Origin of the sequence: Mucilaginibacter sp. PAMC 26640 (assembly GCA_001596135.1) — a bacterium.
GTDB lineage: Bacteria > Bacteroidota > Bacteroidia > Sphingobacteriales > Sphingobacteriaceae > Mucilaginibacter.
The window spans coordinates 1,033,291-1,049,491 of the sequence record CP014773.1; the positions used below are offsets into that span (position 1 = coordinate 1,033,291).

The 16,201-nt window shown below is 43.1% G+C and carries 13 protein-coding genes; 5 read left to right on the forward strand and 8 right to left on the reverse strand.

Annotation, left to right across the window (positions count from 1 at the left end):
- The first annotated feature begins 113 nt into the window (after nt 1-113).
- Nucleotides 114-620 carry a hypothetical protein gene (locus A0256_04515; protein ID AMR30735.1) on the forward strand — a complete coding sequence of 169 codons (507 nt, stop codon included), beginning with the start codon at nt 114-116 and terminating at the stop codon, nt 618-620.
- An 83-nt stretch (nt 621-703) separates the two neighbouring features.
- Here the strand turns inward: A0256_04515 and A0256_04520 are convergent, their stop codons facing one another.
- Both A0256_04520 and A0256_04525 read right to left on the reverse strand, forming a co-directional pair.
- Nucleotides 704-1,225, reverse strand: a complete 522-nt coding sequence (locus A0256_04520; GenBank protein ID AMR30736.1) for a hypothetical protein — start codon at nt 1,223-1,225, stop codon at nt 704-706.
- A gap of 270 nt (nt 1,226-1,495) precedes the next feature.
- The gene (locus tag A0256_04525; protein AMR30737.1) at nt 1,496-2,059 is read right to left on the reverse strand and encodes a hypothetical protein; all 564 of its coding nucleotides are present in this window, start codon (nt 2,057-2,059) and stop codon (nt 1,496-1,498) included.
- A 503-nt stretch (nt 2,060-2,562) separates the two neighbouring features.
- Here A0256_04525 and A0256_04530 point away from each other — a divergent pair.
- The 3 genes from A0256_04530 (at nt 2,563) to A0256_04540 (ending at nt 5,121) form a co-directional block, all read left to right on the forward strand.
- Entirely contained in the window at nt 2,563-3,222 is a 660-nt protein-coding gene (locus A0256_04530; GenBank protein ID AMR30738.1) for a hypothetical protein, read from the forward strand.
- Nucleotides 3,223-3,898: 676 nt separating this feature from the next.
- A complete protein-coding gene (locus A0256_04535; GenBank protein ID AMR30739.1) occupies nt 3,899-4,309 on the forward strand; it encodes a hypothetical protein in 411 nt (136 codons plus the stop codon).
- 359 nt (nt 4,310-4,668) lie between these two features.
- Nucleotides 4,669-5,121 (forward strand): hypothetical protein, encoded by a 453-nt coding sequence (locus tag A0256_04540; protein ID AMR30740.1) that lies wholly within the window; start codon nt 4,669-4,671, stop codon nt 5,119-5,121.
- Between the two features lie 268 nt (nt 5,122-5,389).
- Here the strand turns inward: A0256_04540 and A0256_04545 are convergent, their stop codons facing one another.
- The 6 genes from A0256_04545 to A0256_04570 all read right to left on the reverse strand — a co-directional run bounded on the left by A0256_04545 (nt 5,390) and on the right by A0256_04570 (nt 14,757).
- Complete coding sequence (locus A0256_04545; protein AMR30741.1) at nt 5,390-6,082, reverse strand: hypothetical protein; 693 nt, start codon at nt 6,080-6,082, stop codon at nt 5,390-5,392.
- 418 nt (nt 6,083-6,500) lie between these two features.
- Nucleotides 6,501-7,358, reverse strand: a complete 858-nt coding sequence (locus A0256_04550) for a glycerophosphodiester phosphodiesterase (protein ID AMR30742.1) — start codon at nt 7,356-7,358, stop codon at nt 6,501-6,503.
- A 79-nt stretch (nt 7,359-7,437) separates the two neighbouring features.
- Nucleotides 7,438-8,973 (reverse strand): hypothetical protein, encoded by a 1,536-nt coding sequence (locus tag A0256_04555; GenBank protein ID AMR30743.1) that lies wholly within the window; start codon nt 8,971-8,973, stop codon nt 7,438-7,440.
- A 21-nt stretch (nt 8,974-8,994) separates the two neighbouring features.
- Entirely contained in the window at nt 8,995-12,258 is a 3,264-nt protein-coding gene (locus tag A0256_04560; GenBank protein AMR30744.1) for a SusC/RagA family protein, read from the reverse strand.
- 365 nt (nt 12,259-12,623) lie between these two features.
- Nucleotides 12,624-13,499: a hypothetical protein gene (locus A0256_04565; protein AMR30745.1), complete on the reverse strand. Its 876-nt coding sequence runs from the start codon at nt 13,497-13,499 to the stop codon at nt 12,624-12,626.
- 10 nt (nt 13,500-13,509) lie between these two features.
- On the reverse strand, nt 13,510-14,757 hold the full coding sequence (locus A0256_04570; GenBank protein ID AMR30746.1) for a hypothetical protein: 1,248 nt from the start codon (nt 14,755-14,757) through the stop codon (nt 13,510-13,512).
- 165 nt (nt 14,758-14,922) lie between these two features.
- Between A0256_04570 and A0256_04575 the strand changes: the two genes are divergently transcribed.
- Nucleotides 14,923-16,170: a hypothetical protein gene (locus A0256_04575; protein AMR30747.1), complete on the forward strand. Its 1,248-nt coding sequence runs from the start codon at nt 14,923-14,925 to the stop codon at nt 16,168-16,170.
- Nucleotides 16,171-16,201 lie beyond the last annotated feature (31 nt).

The following is a 16,201-nucleotide window of genomic DNA, read 5'->3' on the forward strand; positions in this document are numbered from 1 at the left end:
ATTTTGGCTGTCAAAAGTCGTCTTTTGCAAGTAGGAGTCTCGATACCACTGCTATAGTTATAAACTATTATACGTTTTGGCGTGATTCTGGACTTTACCCAACCTAAGAGAAAATGATTGAAAAAAAATTCATAGCAGACCCTTCACTTGAACAAAATTATATAAATAGAAAAGTAAGAGAATCGAAATATTCAATAACCATCGGCTTGACTATTTTTTTAATTGTCGGTACAGCCTTTTATTTGAATTTAGACAACACCCTTCTAACGCTATTTAATGTAATAATAATAGCCGTACCCATTAGCATCTACATTCATATGTCGACATTTAAACAAGCAATATACATGAATAGAATTATTTCGTCTATTGTTGTCAACGATAATGATTACCAAATAAGTACGTTCGCTTTTAAAACATGGTTTATAAACATACCTGCAGTTAATAAGTTAAAACCTAAAAATACCGTAAGTTTAAAAAGAGTAGACTTTCCATTTAACGAGGACGGTTTGAAAGTTGATAAAATGTCGACCATGTGTTTAATGGTCGACGGACAGGACTTTTATCTTTTACATCAATATTTTTCCGCAACTTTAAATGAAATTTTGAATTTTTCAGGATAAGTAAACGTAGTAGAACTATGATCCCGCCTATCCAAGTGTCCACACTTGGATACCTAACTTGTAAGCGTCCACGCTTACCTGCATCAATAAATAATTTTTAAAGGGCTTTCCGGGTTAGCGCTGCTGTACCAAAACTCATGGGCCGCTCCTACAAAACCCGCACTAACCGGGTTATCATGTATGTAATCTATTTTCTGCTGAATTACATCCGGTGAGTAAAGCAACACCGGATGATTGCCGTTTTGCCAGAATTGATTGTGGGTATTTAAAGAGTTGTATTTGCCAGCCAGCTCAAATTGTTTCAGCATCCACTCCTTCCGGCTTTCCTGCGAATTACTAGCAATCATCTCCACCATGCGTTTCGATGTAAAAGTTTTAAAATCTCCCAATACATCACCTAGTGACCCCTCGGTTACATTGGCAACCATATGAATATGATTGGTCATGATTACATAAGCATATATGTTCAGTTTTTTGTGCTGCTGGCAATACTGCAGGTTTTTCACGATAAAATCATTGTATTGCCGCCTGGTAAAAACATCTATCCAGTTGATAACGGTTAAGGTTACAAAAAACAGCTCGTCAGTTGAGGCATTGCGTGACATGAAATAAATATCGCAATTTTGCGTACAAGTAAGCGTGGACGCTTACAATTTATTTGTCCAAGTGTGGACACTTGGACAGGCGGGGGCAGTATGGCCATGTTTACGCCTGTACCTAATGATGAGTGTCAAGGCTAAGATGTATATACCTTGAAAAAATAATAGTTCAGGTGCGTCGTTAGGCATTGCTATAAAGATTAAACTTAATCAATTCAGAAAAACTCAATTTCTTAACTTCATAGGGGCTACACAAATTCTGAATTATGACTTGAGCTAATGTGCTTTGGTATAGGAAATAGTATTGCCATCATAGTCAAATACATACTTGCTGTAATCAAAGTCTATAACAACAATGCTATCTTCAAACAGGATGATCTCGCTGCTTCCTTCAGGTGTGACAAATATATCTGAACCGCTTTGTTGCCAAACAATGTTGCCTGATCTGTCCAATCTTGAAAGCTCAACTTCTCCATGTATGATATAGTCTTGTTGGTATTGATAGACCGCAAAGCAAGTAGCCCAATCTGCTTTTGTTTTCCAAAGCATCTCTAATGACTGCACAGAAAGACTGAAGACTGTATTGGAACAGCAAGTAATTAATCGGTCACCATCTAACAGGGCTGTATTGGCATATACTCCTGTTCCTCCACAATTAGCACCGAGCAGTATGCTTTTTAATGGTACTCCATCCCTATGTAGGTGAATGGCTTGCATAGAGTTAGGTTTATAACCGTCATCATTGAGATATAATGCATCGTAATCTGACAGGTTATCCAAGTCTTGAGATGTAGCATCTTTGACTGTTATAGTGTATTGATTGACATTGAAGATTAGCATAGTGTGAACAAGCTTTCTATTTAGGAAAGTTAAGAATTAAAATTCTGAATTGACAATCTCTAAAACTACTACCCCGCCTATCCAAGTGTCCACACTTGGATACCAAACTTGTAAGCGTCCACGCTTACTTGCATCAATTAATCTTCTAAGGGCATTTGAATTACGCCTTAAGGTTACAAAATATAGCTCGTCGGTTGAGATATTGCGGGATATGAACTAAATATCGCAATTTTTGCATACACGTAAGCGTGGACGCTTACAATTTATTTGTCCAAGTGTGGACACTTGGACAGGCGGGTACAACAGCTTGACGACGATGATAAACAAACCATCTTCAAACTTATTGAGAAAATGCTCACTAATAAGAAGTTTAAAGACTTCTTTCAAAAGAATGTAGCTACGCCATAAAAAAACTTTAAAACCTATTATATTTTATCCCATAATTATAAACTACTTACTGACAAGTCAAATCTTCTACATTATACTATCGTTAAACGAATTACATGAAGTATTATCTTTTATCAGCATCTACAAACGAAAAAGAAATTGGGGCTTACTTTCAAACTGAAGGCCTACCTAAGGGTTATACTTCAAAATGGTATGACGAACCTAATTCTATGACTAAGTTGGTAGATACCTCTTTACCTTCATTTACTCCCGATTTAAAATGGGAACTTAAGACTGAAGCTATATTAACCGATATAATTAGCGCAGGTAATATTACTGCTACAGGTCTTTTAATGAGTACAAAAGCAAGAAATGTTTTCCAAAAGCATAATTTAAATCAACACAAGTTCCATAATTCAGAACTAATTGTAAATAATAATACAATAGATTATTACTATTTACAATTAGTTAATCGTGATTTTCAAGATATAGACTTAGAAAAATCATCATTTGGCATAACAAACGCTTTTAGAATGAAAGAGGGTGATATTATCATAACTTCCTATAACGACTTAGTCGAAAAACAAAAATCACTAGAGTTTGGCAGCATAATAAATGCAGAAGAAATTTATATTAAAAACAACCACTTTGATCTCTTTTTTTTTCCTCTTATTCACAATGATATTTTTGCATCCGAAAGGCTTTTAAATAATCTAAGCAATAATGAAATAACTGGCTATGATGCGAAAGAACAACATATTTTATATGTCAATTAATTGATCTTTTACTGTCCAATCTTATTTATTTTACCCGCCTATCCAAGTGTCCACACTTGGATACCAACCTTGTAAGCGTCCACGCTTACTTGCATCAATAAATCTTCTAAGGGCATTTGAATTTATGCCTTAAGGTTACAAATTATAGCTCGTCGGTTGAGATATTGCGGAACATGAACTAAATATCGCAATTTTTGCATACACGTAAGCGTGGACGCTTACTATTTATTTGTCCAAGTGTGGACACTTGGACAGGCGGGGAATCAAATTTGGTAGTTCAACCCACCCCCAAAATTCAACGAGCGACACTCAATGACGAAATCTGGAAAGACAAGTATATTTCCTTACTTGAAAAGTATAATCATCATTTGAAACAAAAAACTATAATTGACGCTAATAGTTTTCAATTGTAAACTCGAGTACTGTATAACTTATCATTGTTAAGTGATTAATTTTAAGCAGAAGCTCATTTCCATTTTATTTTATTGAATGTCTTTTATAGGGAGATTACAAAGATTTAAGATTTTTTGGAAATGATGATATAGTAAATGAAAACGATGATGAATGCTTTGTTTAGCTAGTAGTGAATCCAATTTTCCATTTATACTTTAAAACGTGCTATTGAGCTGCTTCGCTAATTCATTGGGCCAAAGTTGTAACTTACACCATTTAAATTATGGTTAGAACAGCGCTGTATTACAGTTTAAAAGTATGGCTTACAAGTATTATTATAAGCCCTATATTGTTTCTCCTGATCGATCTTTTTACAAAGCACAATCAAACCAATTTAGAAGGGGGTGTTCTCTTCATAATCTTGTCGACCCTTTATGGATTAGTTCTTTCTTCAATTAGCTGGCTATTGTTCTGGCTTTGGTCTTATTTTTTATTAAAACTTTCTATCTCGCTAATTGCATTTAAAACTGTTTTAAGTTTTTTTGGCAGTGCTTTAACCATACTGCCATTCGTGCTATTTAGCAGGGATCATGGGTTTCCAGACGCATCCACAATTATGTGGGCGTTGAACTACAACGTCGTTATCGTAGCAGGTGTATGGTTTTATAAAATAAACTCTTCCCTTCACTTATAACATCTAGGAATATGATGAAAAAGTTTATCTTGTTTTTTACCATACTTGTCGCATTATTCAGTTGTACGAATAGGAGCAAGAAAAATCTAATCTCTACCTTTAAAAGAGGAGACAATTCAGAGTCTATTTAGGCACATTTGATGATGAAAATGGCTTTATATACTGTAAAATCGATGGAAATAATGTCTACGTTGAACAAAGAGATCATGGGAAAGGTTCAAGTCCTCAATGGGATACACTTAAAGTTGTTTCCATAAAAACTTTTAGTTTACAAGACTTGAAGAAACAACACAAGTTTGAGTAATTTGAAACTTACATCAAATAACAAGTCAACTCTGATATTTGAATAAACTAATAATATGATGATTAACGAGAGCGATCAAGCCATATTAGACATAGATTGGTTCTTCACTAATGGCAGCGAAATTGGATTTATTGCTTCTGCAGGCGGTAGATTACCTGCGTCAGTTGCAAAGTCAAAAGAAAATATTGAAGCGTTAGCCACTTACTTTAGAAGCCTACCACAAACAAGAAATATTGTGATCAATCCTGACTTAGAGACGAAACTCGCAAAAAGGTCTATAAATGATAATTATCTTTCAGATTTCGTAGATATGGCTAAAAAAGGTCTTTATACATTTGACAAAACGATTTTAGGTAATTATTCAGCGACGCAGTATCATTTAGTGGCCAAGCCAATAGTCTCTTTGAAAATAGAAGAAATTCCTTCAGCGATAGTCGAAATACTACTTCAAACACAAAAGGTCGGCTCTATTGAAGGAAGTTTAAATATTGAATCATTTAGTAGCTAACCAAAAGGTTTACTACCCGCCTATCCAAGTGTCCACACTTGGATACCAACCTTGTAAGCGTCCACGCTTACTTGCATCAATTAATCTTCTAAGGGCATTTGAATTTACGCCTTAAGGTTACAAAAAAACAGCTCCTCGGTTGAGGCATTGCGGGAAATGAACTAAATATCGCAATTTTTGCATACACGTAAGCGTGAACGCTTACAATTTATTTGTCAAGGTGTGGACACTTGGACAGGCGGGTTCGTTATAATCAAAGTCATTTGTTTTATAATTTTGAAGTTTCCAATTCCCCTTTCGCCAGATAATACATTTGTTCCAGATAAGAATTTGGTCCGTAACTGATGCAATCCATAAGCTTTTTGTAATACTCATCTTTATTCCCAGTTTCCAATATTTTAATAGCAGATACGAAATGCGCCTGACATAACTGCCTTTCTTTAAATATAGGAATGGCAGACACATAAGAGAACAACTCAATATCAGTAATATCATTTATCAAATAATGACCAAGCGGGCCAGGCCAGTTGGTTGCGCGCTTAGATTTCAGAAGTTTTTTAACAGTTTTTACCGCTTCTGCCTTTAAACTATCTTGCCCGGTTTTTATACCAGAAAAATATAAAAATAACTGGATTTCTACCCCTCCAGAAGCATCTTTGTATAAACAATTTTGTGACTGCTGCCATACTTCCATTGCTTTAGCTGTATTTCCAAGAATCCAGTTTGCAATGCCTGATGATTTAAATGCATTCTCTGATTCTGCCTTTTGAAACCCAATAAGTTTCTCCGATAATATTATAGCATCTTCATATTTGTTCAAATGAAATAATGCAAATATTTTATTTTGAAGCACAAAAGGATTTCGATTTTTTTCAAAATCCAAGTCAATTAATTTAATCGCTTTTTCAAATTCATTGTTCTGAATAATCAGCCAAGGATCTAATTGATTAATTTCATTCATTTATTGCAATTTTCCCGTAGTCGGGTCAAAAGTTAACTTTTGAGTATTTGCCCGCAATTTACCTGACTTTACTTCACTATTGAATTTAGTATCGTTAGTTGTGTCCACACTTGGATACCAACCTTGTAAGCGTCCACGCTTACTTGCATCAATTAATCTTCTAAGGGCATTTGAATTACGCCTTAAGGTTACAAAATATAGCTCGTCGGTTGAGGCATTGCGGAATATGAATTAAATATCGCAATTTTTACATACACGTAAGCGTGGACGCTTACAATTTATTTGTCCAAGTGTGGACACTTGGACAGGCGGGTTTGCCGGTGATGGGAGGGTGCCCTCGCCTTTGCGTGTTTCGGCAGTGCATTATTGGTTACCCTGGCAAATAAATGGATCTGATGAGGCTTGAGCCAAATGGCTGTTATTTATGCAGTTTTCTTTTCCGGAGATAGGCGAGCAGCTGTTGCGGCCGGTCGGTTTGTATCACCGTTGCTCCATGGGCTACGATCCAGTCCCAGCTATCCTTTAAATTGCCATCCTCTACCGCGGTATCGTCATCATGGCCCGCATTGAGCGATGCCCACAGGGAGTTGATCCAAACCTTTGCACCCTTGTTGCTGATGAATTTGTTATCGGATAGCACAGCAGCCGTATCCTTTGTGAAGTTCAGCTCAAAAGCGTAAGGTTTCATGTTTTTTAAATAGTCGGTAATTACCTGTTTGGCACCGGGTTTATCCAGGTTTACCACGGGCATATAGGTAATACTGTCTATCAGTTGCGGATATTTTTGCTTGAGTTCGGCATAGGTGACCTCGGCTTTAAAAACGGCCTGGCTAAGTGTGCCTGTTTCTTTTAAAATGGCATAAGCTTCCGGGTAATACGGATAGCTTTTATCCAGGTTCACCAATACGCCTGTGCCTTTAAGAGCAAGCATTACGTCGCGAAATTTGGGGATATGGTTATTGGTTACCCGGCCCAGCCCGTTTTTTAAACCAAACTTACTGATCTCTTCCCAGGTGTAATCTGCCGGTTTGCCCTTGCCATTAGTGGTCCGGTCGATAGTGACATCGTGCATGATCACAATTTCGCCGTCGCTGGTTTTCTTCAGATCGAGCTCTACCATATCCACCCCCATGGCAGCGGCCGCCTGAAAGCCACGGAGGGAATTCTCGGGGTTGTTACGCCAGTCGCCGCGGTGGGCGGTAACCATTACTTTATTTTGTGCCGAAGCCGCAAGGCTGGTTAGGGCCAGCAAGCAGCCGGTAACTATACTTTTCATAATTCTCATTTAAGTTGATTAGTTGATGAACAAAAAAAAGGAGGAAAAAATCCTCCTTTTTAAGTTACTTATTATCTGATTAATAGCCGGGGTTTTGATACATTTTCACCGGGTCGAGCTTGTACTCATCAAACGGGATGGGGTAAAAGCGGTCCTTAGTGGTAAAGTTTGCCAGCTGTGCCGAACCGAAGTTAGCCTGCGACTTGCTTTTAAAATACGTCACCAATTCGTCGGTAGTAAAGAAACGCTGCAGATCAAACCAGCGGTGGTGTTCAAACGCCAGTTCTACACGGCGCTCGTGCAACAGGGCCAGTTTTAAGGTTGGGAACTGGCTGCTGTAGGCCGGGTTGGCCATAGCGGTTGCGTAAGGTACCACACCGGCACGGGCACGCACCATATCCATATACTGTATGGCCGATGCGTTATCGCCCAGGTACAGGTTCACTTCTGCCAGCATCAGGATCACATCTGCGTAGCGCATCAGGATCCAGTCGTTACCGCCGTAGCCTAATTTACCTGCGGCATCGCTTGCATCACGAAATTTGGTAACAAAGTAATCCTTTACAATCGGGTCGTTGGCTAATTTTACGGAGAAGGCCATACGCGGGTCGCCGGTTTCGTATTCGTTCACCAGGTCGCGGGTTACGTTGTAACCAACACCGGATGCTGTTTTCTGCGAGTTGATGGTTTCGCCCTTGGCCTGGAAATTGGCGGCTATGCCGGAGCTGTAAGTAATATCTCCCTGTTTGTTGACGATCTGGAAGATCAATTCCGGGCAGGTAGATTTTTTGTTGACATCAAATACATCGGTATAAGGAATACTGCTGAGCGCACCGAAGGATTTCATGTTATAAGCAGCCGTTAAAAACGTTTTTGCTTTAGTCAGATTATCGGTACGGTTGGCGGCATCCTGGGTGGTGGCCATGGTTAAATAAACCTGCCCCAGCAGGGCATTAGCCGCCGCTTTTGATACCCGGCCAATACCGGCACCGCTTTGCAGGTTGGGCAGCGGGCTGTTGTTGATCACTTCATTCAAATCGGCAACGATCTGGGCGTACACTACGGATTGCTTTTCGCGGAAGGTAGCTGCAGCCACTTCGGTAGAGGCCAGCTGTTTAGTTACCAATGGCACATCGCCCCAAAGGCGCACCAGGTGGAAATAAACCAGCGCACGCAGAAACTTTGCTTCGGCAGCGTATTGCAGCTTCAGGTTGTTATCGGTAAACGGCACGGCATCTATGTACGTTAACACCACGTTGGCGCGGGTTACTGTTCCGTATAAAGATACCCAGTGGCTTTTTAAATAGGTGTTGCTGGGCAGTATAGAAAAGTTGTTGAATTGGAAAGGCTCACCTGCGTTACTCTGGTTGTCGTTGGTGCCGGTATCGTCAGACCGCTGATCGGTCCACAGGTCGCTGCTTTCGCCGATGTTGTTACCGCTGCGCAAGGATTCATATATGCCGTTAACCGCCAGCAGGATATCGTTCGGCGTTTTAAAGTTATTGGCCAGCGTAATTGCGTTGGGGTCGGTTTGCTCTAAAAAGCTTTTTTTACAAGCCGGGCTTATGGTTACCAATGCGGCCAGGCAAACTATAGCTATTAATTTCTTTTTCATCTCTGTGATCTCCTTTAATAATTAAAAAGTAACATTTACACCCAGGTTGAACGAGCGTACGAGCGGGTAGGCACCATAATCGATACCAGGCGCCAGGTTGGCCGGCTGGGTATTGTTTGATGCACTGCCCGAGTAGTTATAATCAACATCGGGGTTGTAACCTTTGTATTTGGTGATGGTAAATGCATTGACTACGCTGGCAAAAATGCGGGCTTTGGTAATACCCAATGCACTTTGCAGCCCTGTTGGCAGGCTGTAACCCAACTGCAGGTTGGTACAACGCAAGTACGAACCGCTTTGCAGGTAAAAGGTGGATAAGCGCGTGCTGTTACTTTGCGTACCCCCGCGCGATGCACGGTATACCAAACCGTTACCCGGGTTGGCCTCGTTGATGTAGCGGTTGGCTACATCTGCATACTGGTTGCCGGATCCTTCCATGTTGTACAAATAATAATCCTGCCCATCCAGTATTTTGTTACCGTACGAACCATTGAAGGATGCGCCGATATCAAAACGCTTGTAGGAAGAGTTTAACGAGAAACCGTAAGTGAACTTAGCGTAAGGTGAACCGATAACGGTTTTATCCGCATCGTTTACCTTGCCATCGCCATTGGTATCTACAAAATAAAGGTCGCCCAGTTTAACGGAGTTAGTTGAAGAAGCCGAAGGTGCAACTTTAGCAATGTTCTCCGGAGTTACGATACCGCCTACGGTGAAGCCATAGAACATACCCACCGGCTGGCCCTGCGTGGTAATGTTGGTTAAGTAAGAACGCTCCGCACCGTTAATGATGATGGTGTTATTGGAAGGCAATTTAACCACTTTGTTGCGGTTAAGCGAGATATTACCGCTCATGCCCAGGGTGAAATCTTTCGACTGGATGATACGGCCATCCAATTGCAGATCGAAACCGGTGTTGCGGATCTTGGAATCGCGCAGGTTGGTTAGGATGGTGGTGCTGCCCGATATAGCCGAAATAGGCTGGTTATACAGCAGGTTGTACGAGTAGCTTAAGTAGTAGTTGGCAAGGATAGACAAACGGCCGCGGAATAACCCGATATCGATACCGGCATTATACTGCGAGGTGGATTCCCAGCTCAGTTTCTGATCTTTTATACCGCCTGCATAGGTTGCTGTAGTAATGGTGTTGTTACCGAACACTGCGCCTGTAGGGTTGGCCAGTGTTTGTTGTACAGCATAGTTAGGGATGTTATAGTTACCGGTGAGGCCCCAGCTGGCGCGTACCTTAACGGTAGACTGGTCGCCCAGCCAGTTGTGGTAAAACGGCTCTTCCGAGAGTGTCCAGCCGGCAGCTACCGATGGGAAATAACCGTATTTGTTCAATGGACCAAAACGTGAAGAACCATCGGCACGGAAGGAACCGGTAAGGAAGTATTTACCTGCGTAGTTGTAGTTAACACGGCCCAGGTAGGATAGCAGCGTATAAGCCGATTTACCGGTAGTATTATTTAGGGTAAAGAAGCTGGCATCAGCACCTTTGCCGGTAATCTCCGGGATGTTATCATTCTGGAACCCTTTAGCGCTTACGCTGATCACGTCGTTGTTGGTAATTTGGGCGGTATAACCGGCCAATGCATCCAGGTGATGTTTGCCAAACTCTTTTTTATAGTTCAGGGTGAACTCCGCCAGGCGATCTGACTGGGTAATATTTTGTGCCGTAGCCGTTGCTGCCGCGACAGATTGCGTAGAACCCGGAGCGAAGGCTCCGCTGCTTAGGCTGGTAGGCAGGTAATAATCGTACTTTTCGTTGTAGGTTTGGGTACCCAGGTTAACTTTAGCATTAAAGCCCGGCAGGATGTTATACACTGCGTTAGCGTTGTAGGTGCTGCGGTAACCTTTGCGGGTAATTTTAGTACGGGTAACCAGCGCCAGCGGATTTTCTATACCCTGGTAACCGTAGGCAGCAGATTGTGAAGCCTCGGCGTTGGTAGCGTATGAGCCATCGGCGTTGTAGGCCGGCAAATATGGCATATAGATCAGGGCTCCCAATACGGCTCCATGATCAAAACGGCCTTCCTGCGCTTCGCGATTGGTGTTTTGCGTGTAGGAGATGTTAGCGCCAACATGTAGCTTCTTGCTCACATCGCCATCGATGTTGGTCCGGAAGTTAATCCGTTCCTGACCGGTGGAGATGATGATACCGTCCTGTTTCTGGTAACCACCGCTTACGTAGTACCGGATATCTTTTGAAGCACCGGAGAACGAAAGGCTGTGTTTTTGAGTGAAGGCATTGCGATAAAGCTCATCCTGCCAGTCGGTGTTTACCGTTTGGTGGATCAGCGATTGCGTGCCGAAGTTATACAGGTCTGTAGGGATACTTACACTGCCCGCGTTACCCACATTGGTGATACGGGTGGCATTGGCATCAGAAAACATGGCATCGTTCCAGGTTTTGCCGGCGTTTATCCAAAGGTCTTTATAACTGTTGTTACGGCCATCGATAAGTAATTGTGCAGCCTGGTCCGAGTTGAGCAATTTTACTTTTTTGCCTAACTGGTTAATGCCCGTTTGCCCGGCGTACTCAAATTTACCTTTTCCTTCTTTCCCTTTTTTGGTAGTGATCAACACCACACCGCCAGACCCGCGCGAGCCGTAAATGGCAGCAGAGGCGGCATCTTTCAATACGTCGATACTTTCCACGTCTTCGGGGTTGATAAAGATATCGTTACCGGCAGGGTAACCATCAATCACATATAAAGGATCGGAGCTGGCATTAAAAGAGCCTACCCCTCTCACCCTGATTTTAGTGCTGGCATATGGTGCACCACTGGTTTGCGATACCTGCACACCCGCTACTTTACCGGCCAATGCCTGGCCCAAAGTTGGGGCAGATAAATTCAGATCGCTGGCTTTAACGCTGGCGATAGAACCGGTTACATCACTTTTGCGGATGGTTTGGTAACCAATGGCCACAACCTCGTTCAGCATGTTTGCCTGAGGCGCCATTTTTACATTCATCACACCCGAACTGTTTACCGGCAGCTCCTGGGTAACATAGCCAATAAACGAATAGGTAAGGATAGCACCCGGTTCGGCAGTGATGGTATATTTACCGCTTACATTGGTAGTTATACCTGTGGTGGTGTTTTTTACCCTTACGGTTACTCCCGGCAAAGGCTGGTTGGTTTCGTCGGTAACGGTACCGGATACCTGGATGGCGGCACTGGCGTTAAAACTGCAGGTGATGAGCAGGAGCGAGAAAATAAAAAGGAACCGTTTTACGGTAACCGAATTAAAAAGATCATGAGTAATCTTTTTTTTCATAGTTTTAAATGTTAATTGTTTGAAAATGACAGAAAAGCATGCGAGCGCTTTTAGTTATTCAGATGGTTGACCTCAATCGGGGGATGTTGACGCATTCTCCGGTTTTTTCTGTTTTAAAGGGCAGGGAAGTAGTTAGTGTTACATAGGCAATCGCTTAATTTCCAACCGGATAATTAATATTATTTAAATAAAAAGCCGCTTCTGTTAAAATAATAGTAAGCGGCGACAAGTATTAGTGTAAATATTGCGACAAAGCTAAACCACCCATCTTAAGCAAAGGCTACCTAATAGTTAAGTTTATATTAACTTAAAATAAAAAAGACCAACCTTTTGAGTTAGTCTTTTTTATTAAAGGGCAATCAGCATTACCAATCCGTGGCGGTGAAATTTACATTATTTTTTCGTGCCGATGTTACAGCTATACCCTTGTTCCGGCTGCCCGTAAAAGCAAAACCCTCCAGTTCATCAGCGCGGTCAATGCCGTCGGTAACTTGTACAACTACCTGGCTTCCTGTTGCTATTGATTTTTCAAGGTTTATATAAGTAAATCGCCATTGGCGGCCTTGCATTTTATTTTGTACCAGCACCAGTATGCCCCTATCAGCTACCCAATGCAGGTTTTGTACCCATGGGGTGCAGGTGAATTTTTTGTACAGCACGCCGGGGTCGCTGGTTTTTTTGGCGGTCTTTAGCTTTTCGGGGTCATAAAGCCTTACCTCGTTGCCGTGGTCGCCATAGTCTGCCGTGGCAACGTACCACTTCCCATTATACTTAACGTATTCCGGGCGGGTTCCCTGTATGCAGGCATCATCATCTATGGTATTTAGCAGCGTACCGTCCAGTGTGCCGGTTTTAAGCAACGCGTTCCAGTCTACACAATAAATAACGGCCCGCCATTTGGTGCCCTCTTTATTCAGGCGGATAGAATTCCCGATAAACGTGGGCGAGCTGCCGTTATAAGCAATCCCGGTTGGGTGGTTAATTACATCCCGGCCGTTTTGTGTAAACTTTACCTCGCGGTGCAGATCCACCAGGCTATCGTTCATCAGCCTATACTCGCGGAGCATCCCCACTTCGCGGTCGCCGTATAAAAAAATGCGGCCCTTTTGGTAGGAGATACCCTGGCTGGCACCAACCGAATCTACCGTGACCGTTTTGGTTAGCTTAGTAACAATACCCGCATCGGTAAAAGCGCACAATACGGCGAACAGCAAAGTAATCAGGGGCAGTTTATTTTTCATGGTGCTGGGTCTACGGATCAAGCGGCTCGTCCTGGTCTATCTGTAAGGCAGCCACCAGCGGGTAAAATTCCAGTTCGGTTTCGCTGATGCGCTTGCCCAGTTTATAGGGTACGTAGTTCAGTTCTTTCTGGCAGCGGGGGGCCATCGTCATGATAAAATCCATCTGCGACTTATCGGTAACAATATACCCCGGTTTATCAAACGGAATCCCATAACGGAACACCAGCCGGGCATCATTACGGATATTGGTGGTGGTATGGCGGGCATGCGGATCTATAATAATGGCACTTTCGGGGATGTGCAGGGTTTTTAACAGGTAAAGCTTCATCTCCACCGCTTCGTTATTTTTGGTTTTGAAGGGATGCACCGCCCCGCCCGATACCACGATGAACGGCGCTTTGCCCAGCCGGTATTGCACAGCGGCCAGCCGGCAACGCAGCATACCCTCGCCGCTTAAAGGCGTGGTTAAGTTATCCGGCCCGGCGCCCGGCACCAGGATGTGCGTGTACGCAAATTTCGCCCACTGAATGGTCTTCACGCGGTCGGCAGCTGCTTTATTAGCCGTGGCAGCCATTGGTTCATAGCCCGCAGCATCCCATCTTTCGTTGATATCCAGGTAAGTTAATGCGGCATTAAGGGCGGGTTCAAAAAACAGGCGCGTGTTTTTAACATCGGCCAGTACAGCGGTGCTGCAATCATACATCAACGTGTAGTAGGCCCTGGCATTAATGTTATAACTAATAGAATCTATAGCCGGGTAGTTGGGCTTTTTCCCTTCGGCATAAATGGCAATGGTATTATTAACGGCAGCGGCATCCTGCTCCCAGGCTTTCACCAGCAGATCGGCAGGGGTGCCCGTGTTATATAAAATGTACGTACCCGATGGCGCCAGTTGTGTTTTCACCAGCTGACCCAGCGCGTTGCCGGTTTTATACAAGCTGCGCAGGCGCTCACCAACGGCCTTGATCTCTTCATCGGTAAACTTTAACTGTGCAGGCAGGCAAAGCGCATCTTTACAGGTAGTCAGCGATGTTTGTAATGCACCAAGCTTTTTTTGTGTCAGCAGCGCCAGCTCCGGGTCGGCTTTGAGCAGGGCGTTTGTTGCTGCATCCTGCTCCAGCAGCGTAAGCAAGTAGTAATTTTTAGCTTTTAACCAGTTGCCGCCGGTAATTAAGCTGTAATTGGGGTTGGGTGACTGTGCAAATGCAAGGCTTGTGCCCAGCACGAAGGCCGTAAGGGCCAATAGAATTTTACTCATAGTAGTTGTTTGCTAAAAACGCTATTAAATGTAAACTGTGGGTTAGTTGCAGTATATGTTATTGTTAAAATTATAAGCGCCATGGTTAAAACATGCTTATTTAAACAGGTAATTTGTAACACCGGCAGCAAACCGGTGTCTGTTTAAACAAATATCCAAAACTGAATGAAGTACTTTCTACCCGCCCAAAACAAAAAAACCGTTTTAAGGTCCGCATTTTGCTCCCTTATTCTCCTGTTAACTGCTATCTGTGCCAGCGCACAGGAAAACAGCCCTTTCAACACCGGGTTTGAGGAAACTTTACCGTCTAAGATCCTGGGGCAACAGCGTAAAATCTGGATCCATATCCCTAACAGCAATGGCGGAAACAAAATTAAAGACCGGGGGCATTACCCCGTGATCTATGTGCTGGACGGAAGCGAAAACTTTAATACCGTTGTAAGCATTACCGAACACCTCGCCGAATCCAGCCTTTGTCCGCCCCTGATCGTGGTGGGTATCATCCCTATCGACAGGCTGACCGAATTAACCATCGGTACCGACAAAGAATTACCCGGCGTGGTGGGCAATGGCGAAAAGTTCATGGCGTTTGTAGCGAAAGAACTCATCCCCTATATCGATGCCACCTATCCTACTACCAGCTATAAAACTTTGATCGGCCATTCCCTTGGCGGCCTAACGGTGATGAACACCTTCCTGCATCAGCCCAATTTATTTAATGCCTATGTTTCCCTCGAAGCCTCCCTGTGGTGGGATCATAATAAAACAGTGAGCGATGCCCAGACCATCCTGCCCATGCAAAATTACAAGGGGAAAACCTTGTTTATGGCCATGGCCAACCGGATGGAGAAAGGCGTAGACACGCTGATGGTTCAGAAAGACACCAGCGGTACAACCGCACTTATCCGCAGCAGCTTAGCATTTATTAAAGTGCTGGCTAAAAACACAAAGAACCAGTTGCGGTTCCAGGAAAAGTTTTACGAAGATGACAACCACCCTTCTGTGCGGCTGATTGGCGAATATGATGCGCTCCGGTTTGTTTTCGGCTTCTACAAACTCAAAATTTACGAGAGCGAACTAAAAAATCCTGCTTTTAAAATAGACTCCGTATTGGTTGCACATTACCAAAACGTTTCCCGGCAAATGGGCTACCCGGTTAAACCCGACGAAACCCAGGTAAACACTCTCGGCTACCAAATGCTGAATAACAACCAGTTTGCAAAGGCCGAACGCCTATTTAAACTCAACATTGCCAACAACCCCGGCAGCGGCAATTGTTATGACTCACTGGGCGACCTGTACCTTAAAACCGGCGATAAAGCAAAAGCCATCGCCAGCTTCCGAAAGGCCCTTACGCTGGCCGCCATCCCTGAAAGCAAACAGAAACTGGAGAAGTTGCTGAGCGGGAAGTAAAAGTGGGTTGGGGTCCCCAGGGTCATTTTTC

Bases quoted from the DNA above. Each gene is read 5' to 3' on its own strand.
- A0256_04515 (AMR30735.1), top strand. From the start codon at position 114: ATGATTGAAAAAAAATTCATAGCAGACCCTTCACTTGAACAAAATTAT.
- A0256_04520 (AMR30736.1), bottom strand. From the start codon at position 1,225: ATGTCACGCAATGCCTCAACTGACGAGCTGTTTTTTGTAACCTTAACC.
- A0256_04525 (AMR30737.1), bottom strand. From the start codon at position 2,059: ATGCTAATCTTCAATGTCAATCAATACACTATAACAGTCAAAGATGCT.
- A0256_04530 (AMR30738.1), top strand. From the start codon at position 2,563: ATGAAGTATTATCTTTTATCAGCATCTACAAACGAAAAAGAAATTGGG.
- A0256_04535 (AMR30739.1), top strand. From the start codon at position 3,899: ATGGTTAGAACAGCGCTGTATTACAGTTTAAAAGTATGGCTTACAAGT.
- A0256_04540 (AMR30740.1), top strand. From the start codon at position 4,669: ATGATGATTAACGAGAGCGATCAAGCCATATTAGACATAGATTGGTTC.
- A0256_04545 (AMR30741.1), bottom strand. From the start codon at position 6,082: ATGAATGAAATTAATCAATTAGATCCTTGGCTGATTATTCAGAACAAT.
- A0256_04550 (AMR30742.1), bottom strand. From the start codon at position 7,358: ATGAAAAGTATAGTTACCGGCTGCTTGCTGGCCCTAACCAGCCTTGCG.
- A0256_04555 (AMR30743.1), bottom strand. From the start codon at position 8,973: ATGAAAAAGAAATTAATAGCTATAGTTTGCCTGGCCGCATTGGTAACC.
- A0256_04560 (AMR30744.1), bottom strand. From the start codon at position 12,258: ATGAAAAAAAAGATTACTCATGATCTTTTTAATTCGGTTACCGTAAAA.
- A0256_04565 (AMR30745.1), bottom strand. From the start codon at position 13,499: ATGAAAAATAAACTGCCCCTGATTACTTTGCTGTTCGCCGTATTGTGC.
- A0256_04570 (AMR30746.1), bottom strand. From the start codon at position 14,757: ATGAGTAAAATTCTATTGGCCCTTACGGCCTTCGTGCTGGGCACAAGC.
- A0256_04575 (AMR30747.1), top strand. From the start codon at position 14,923: ATGAAGTACTTTCTACCCGCCCAAAACAAAAAAACCGTTTTAAGGTCC.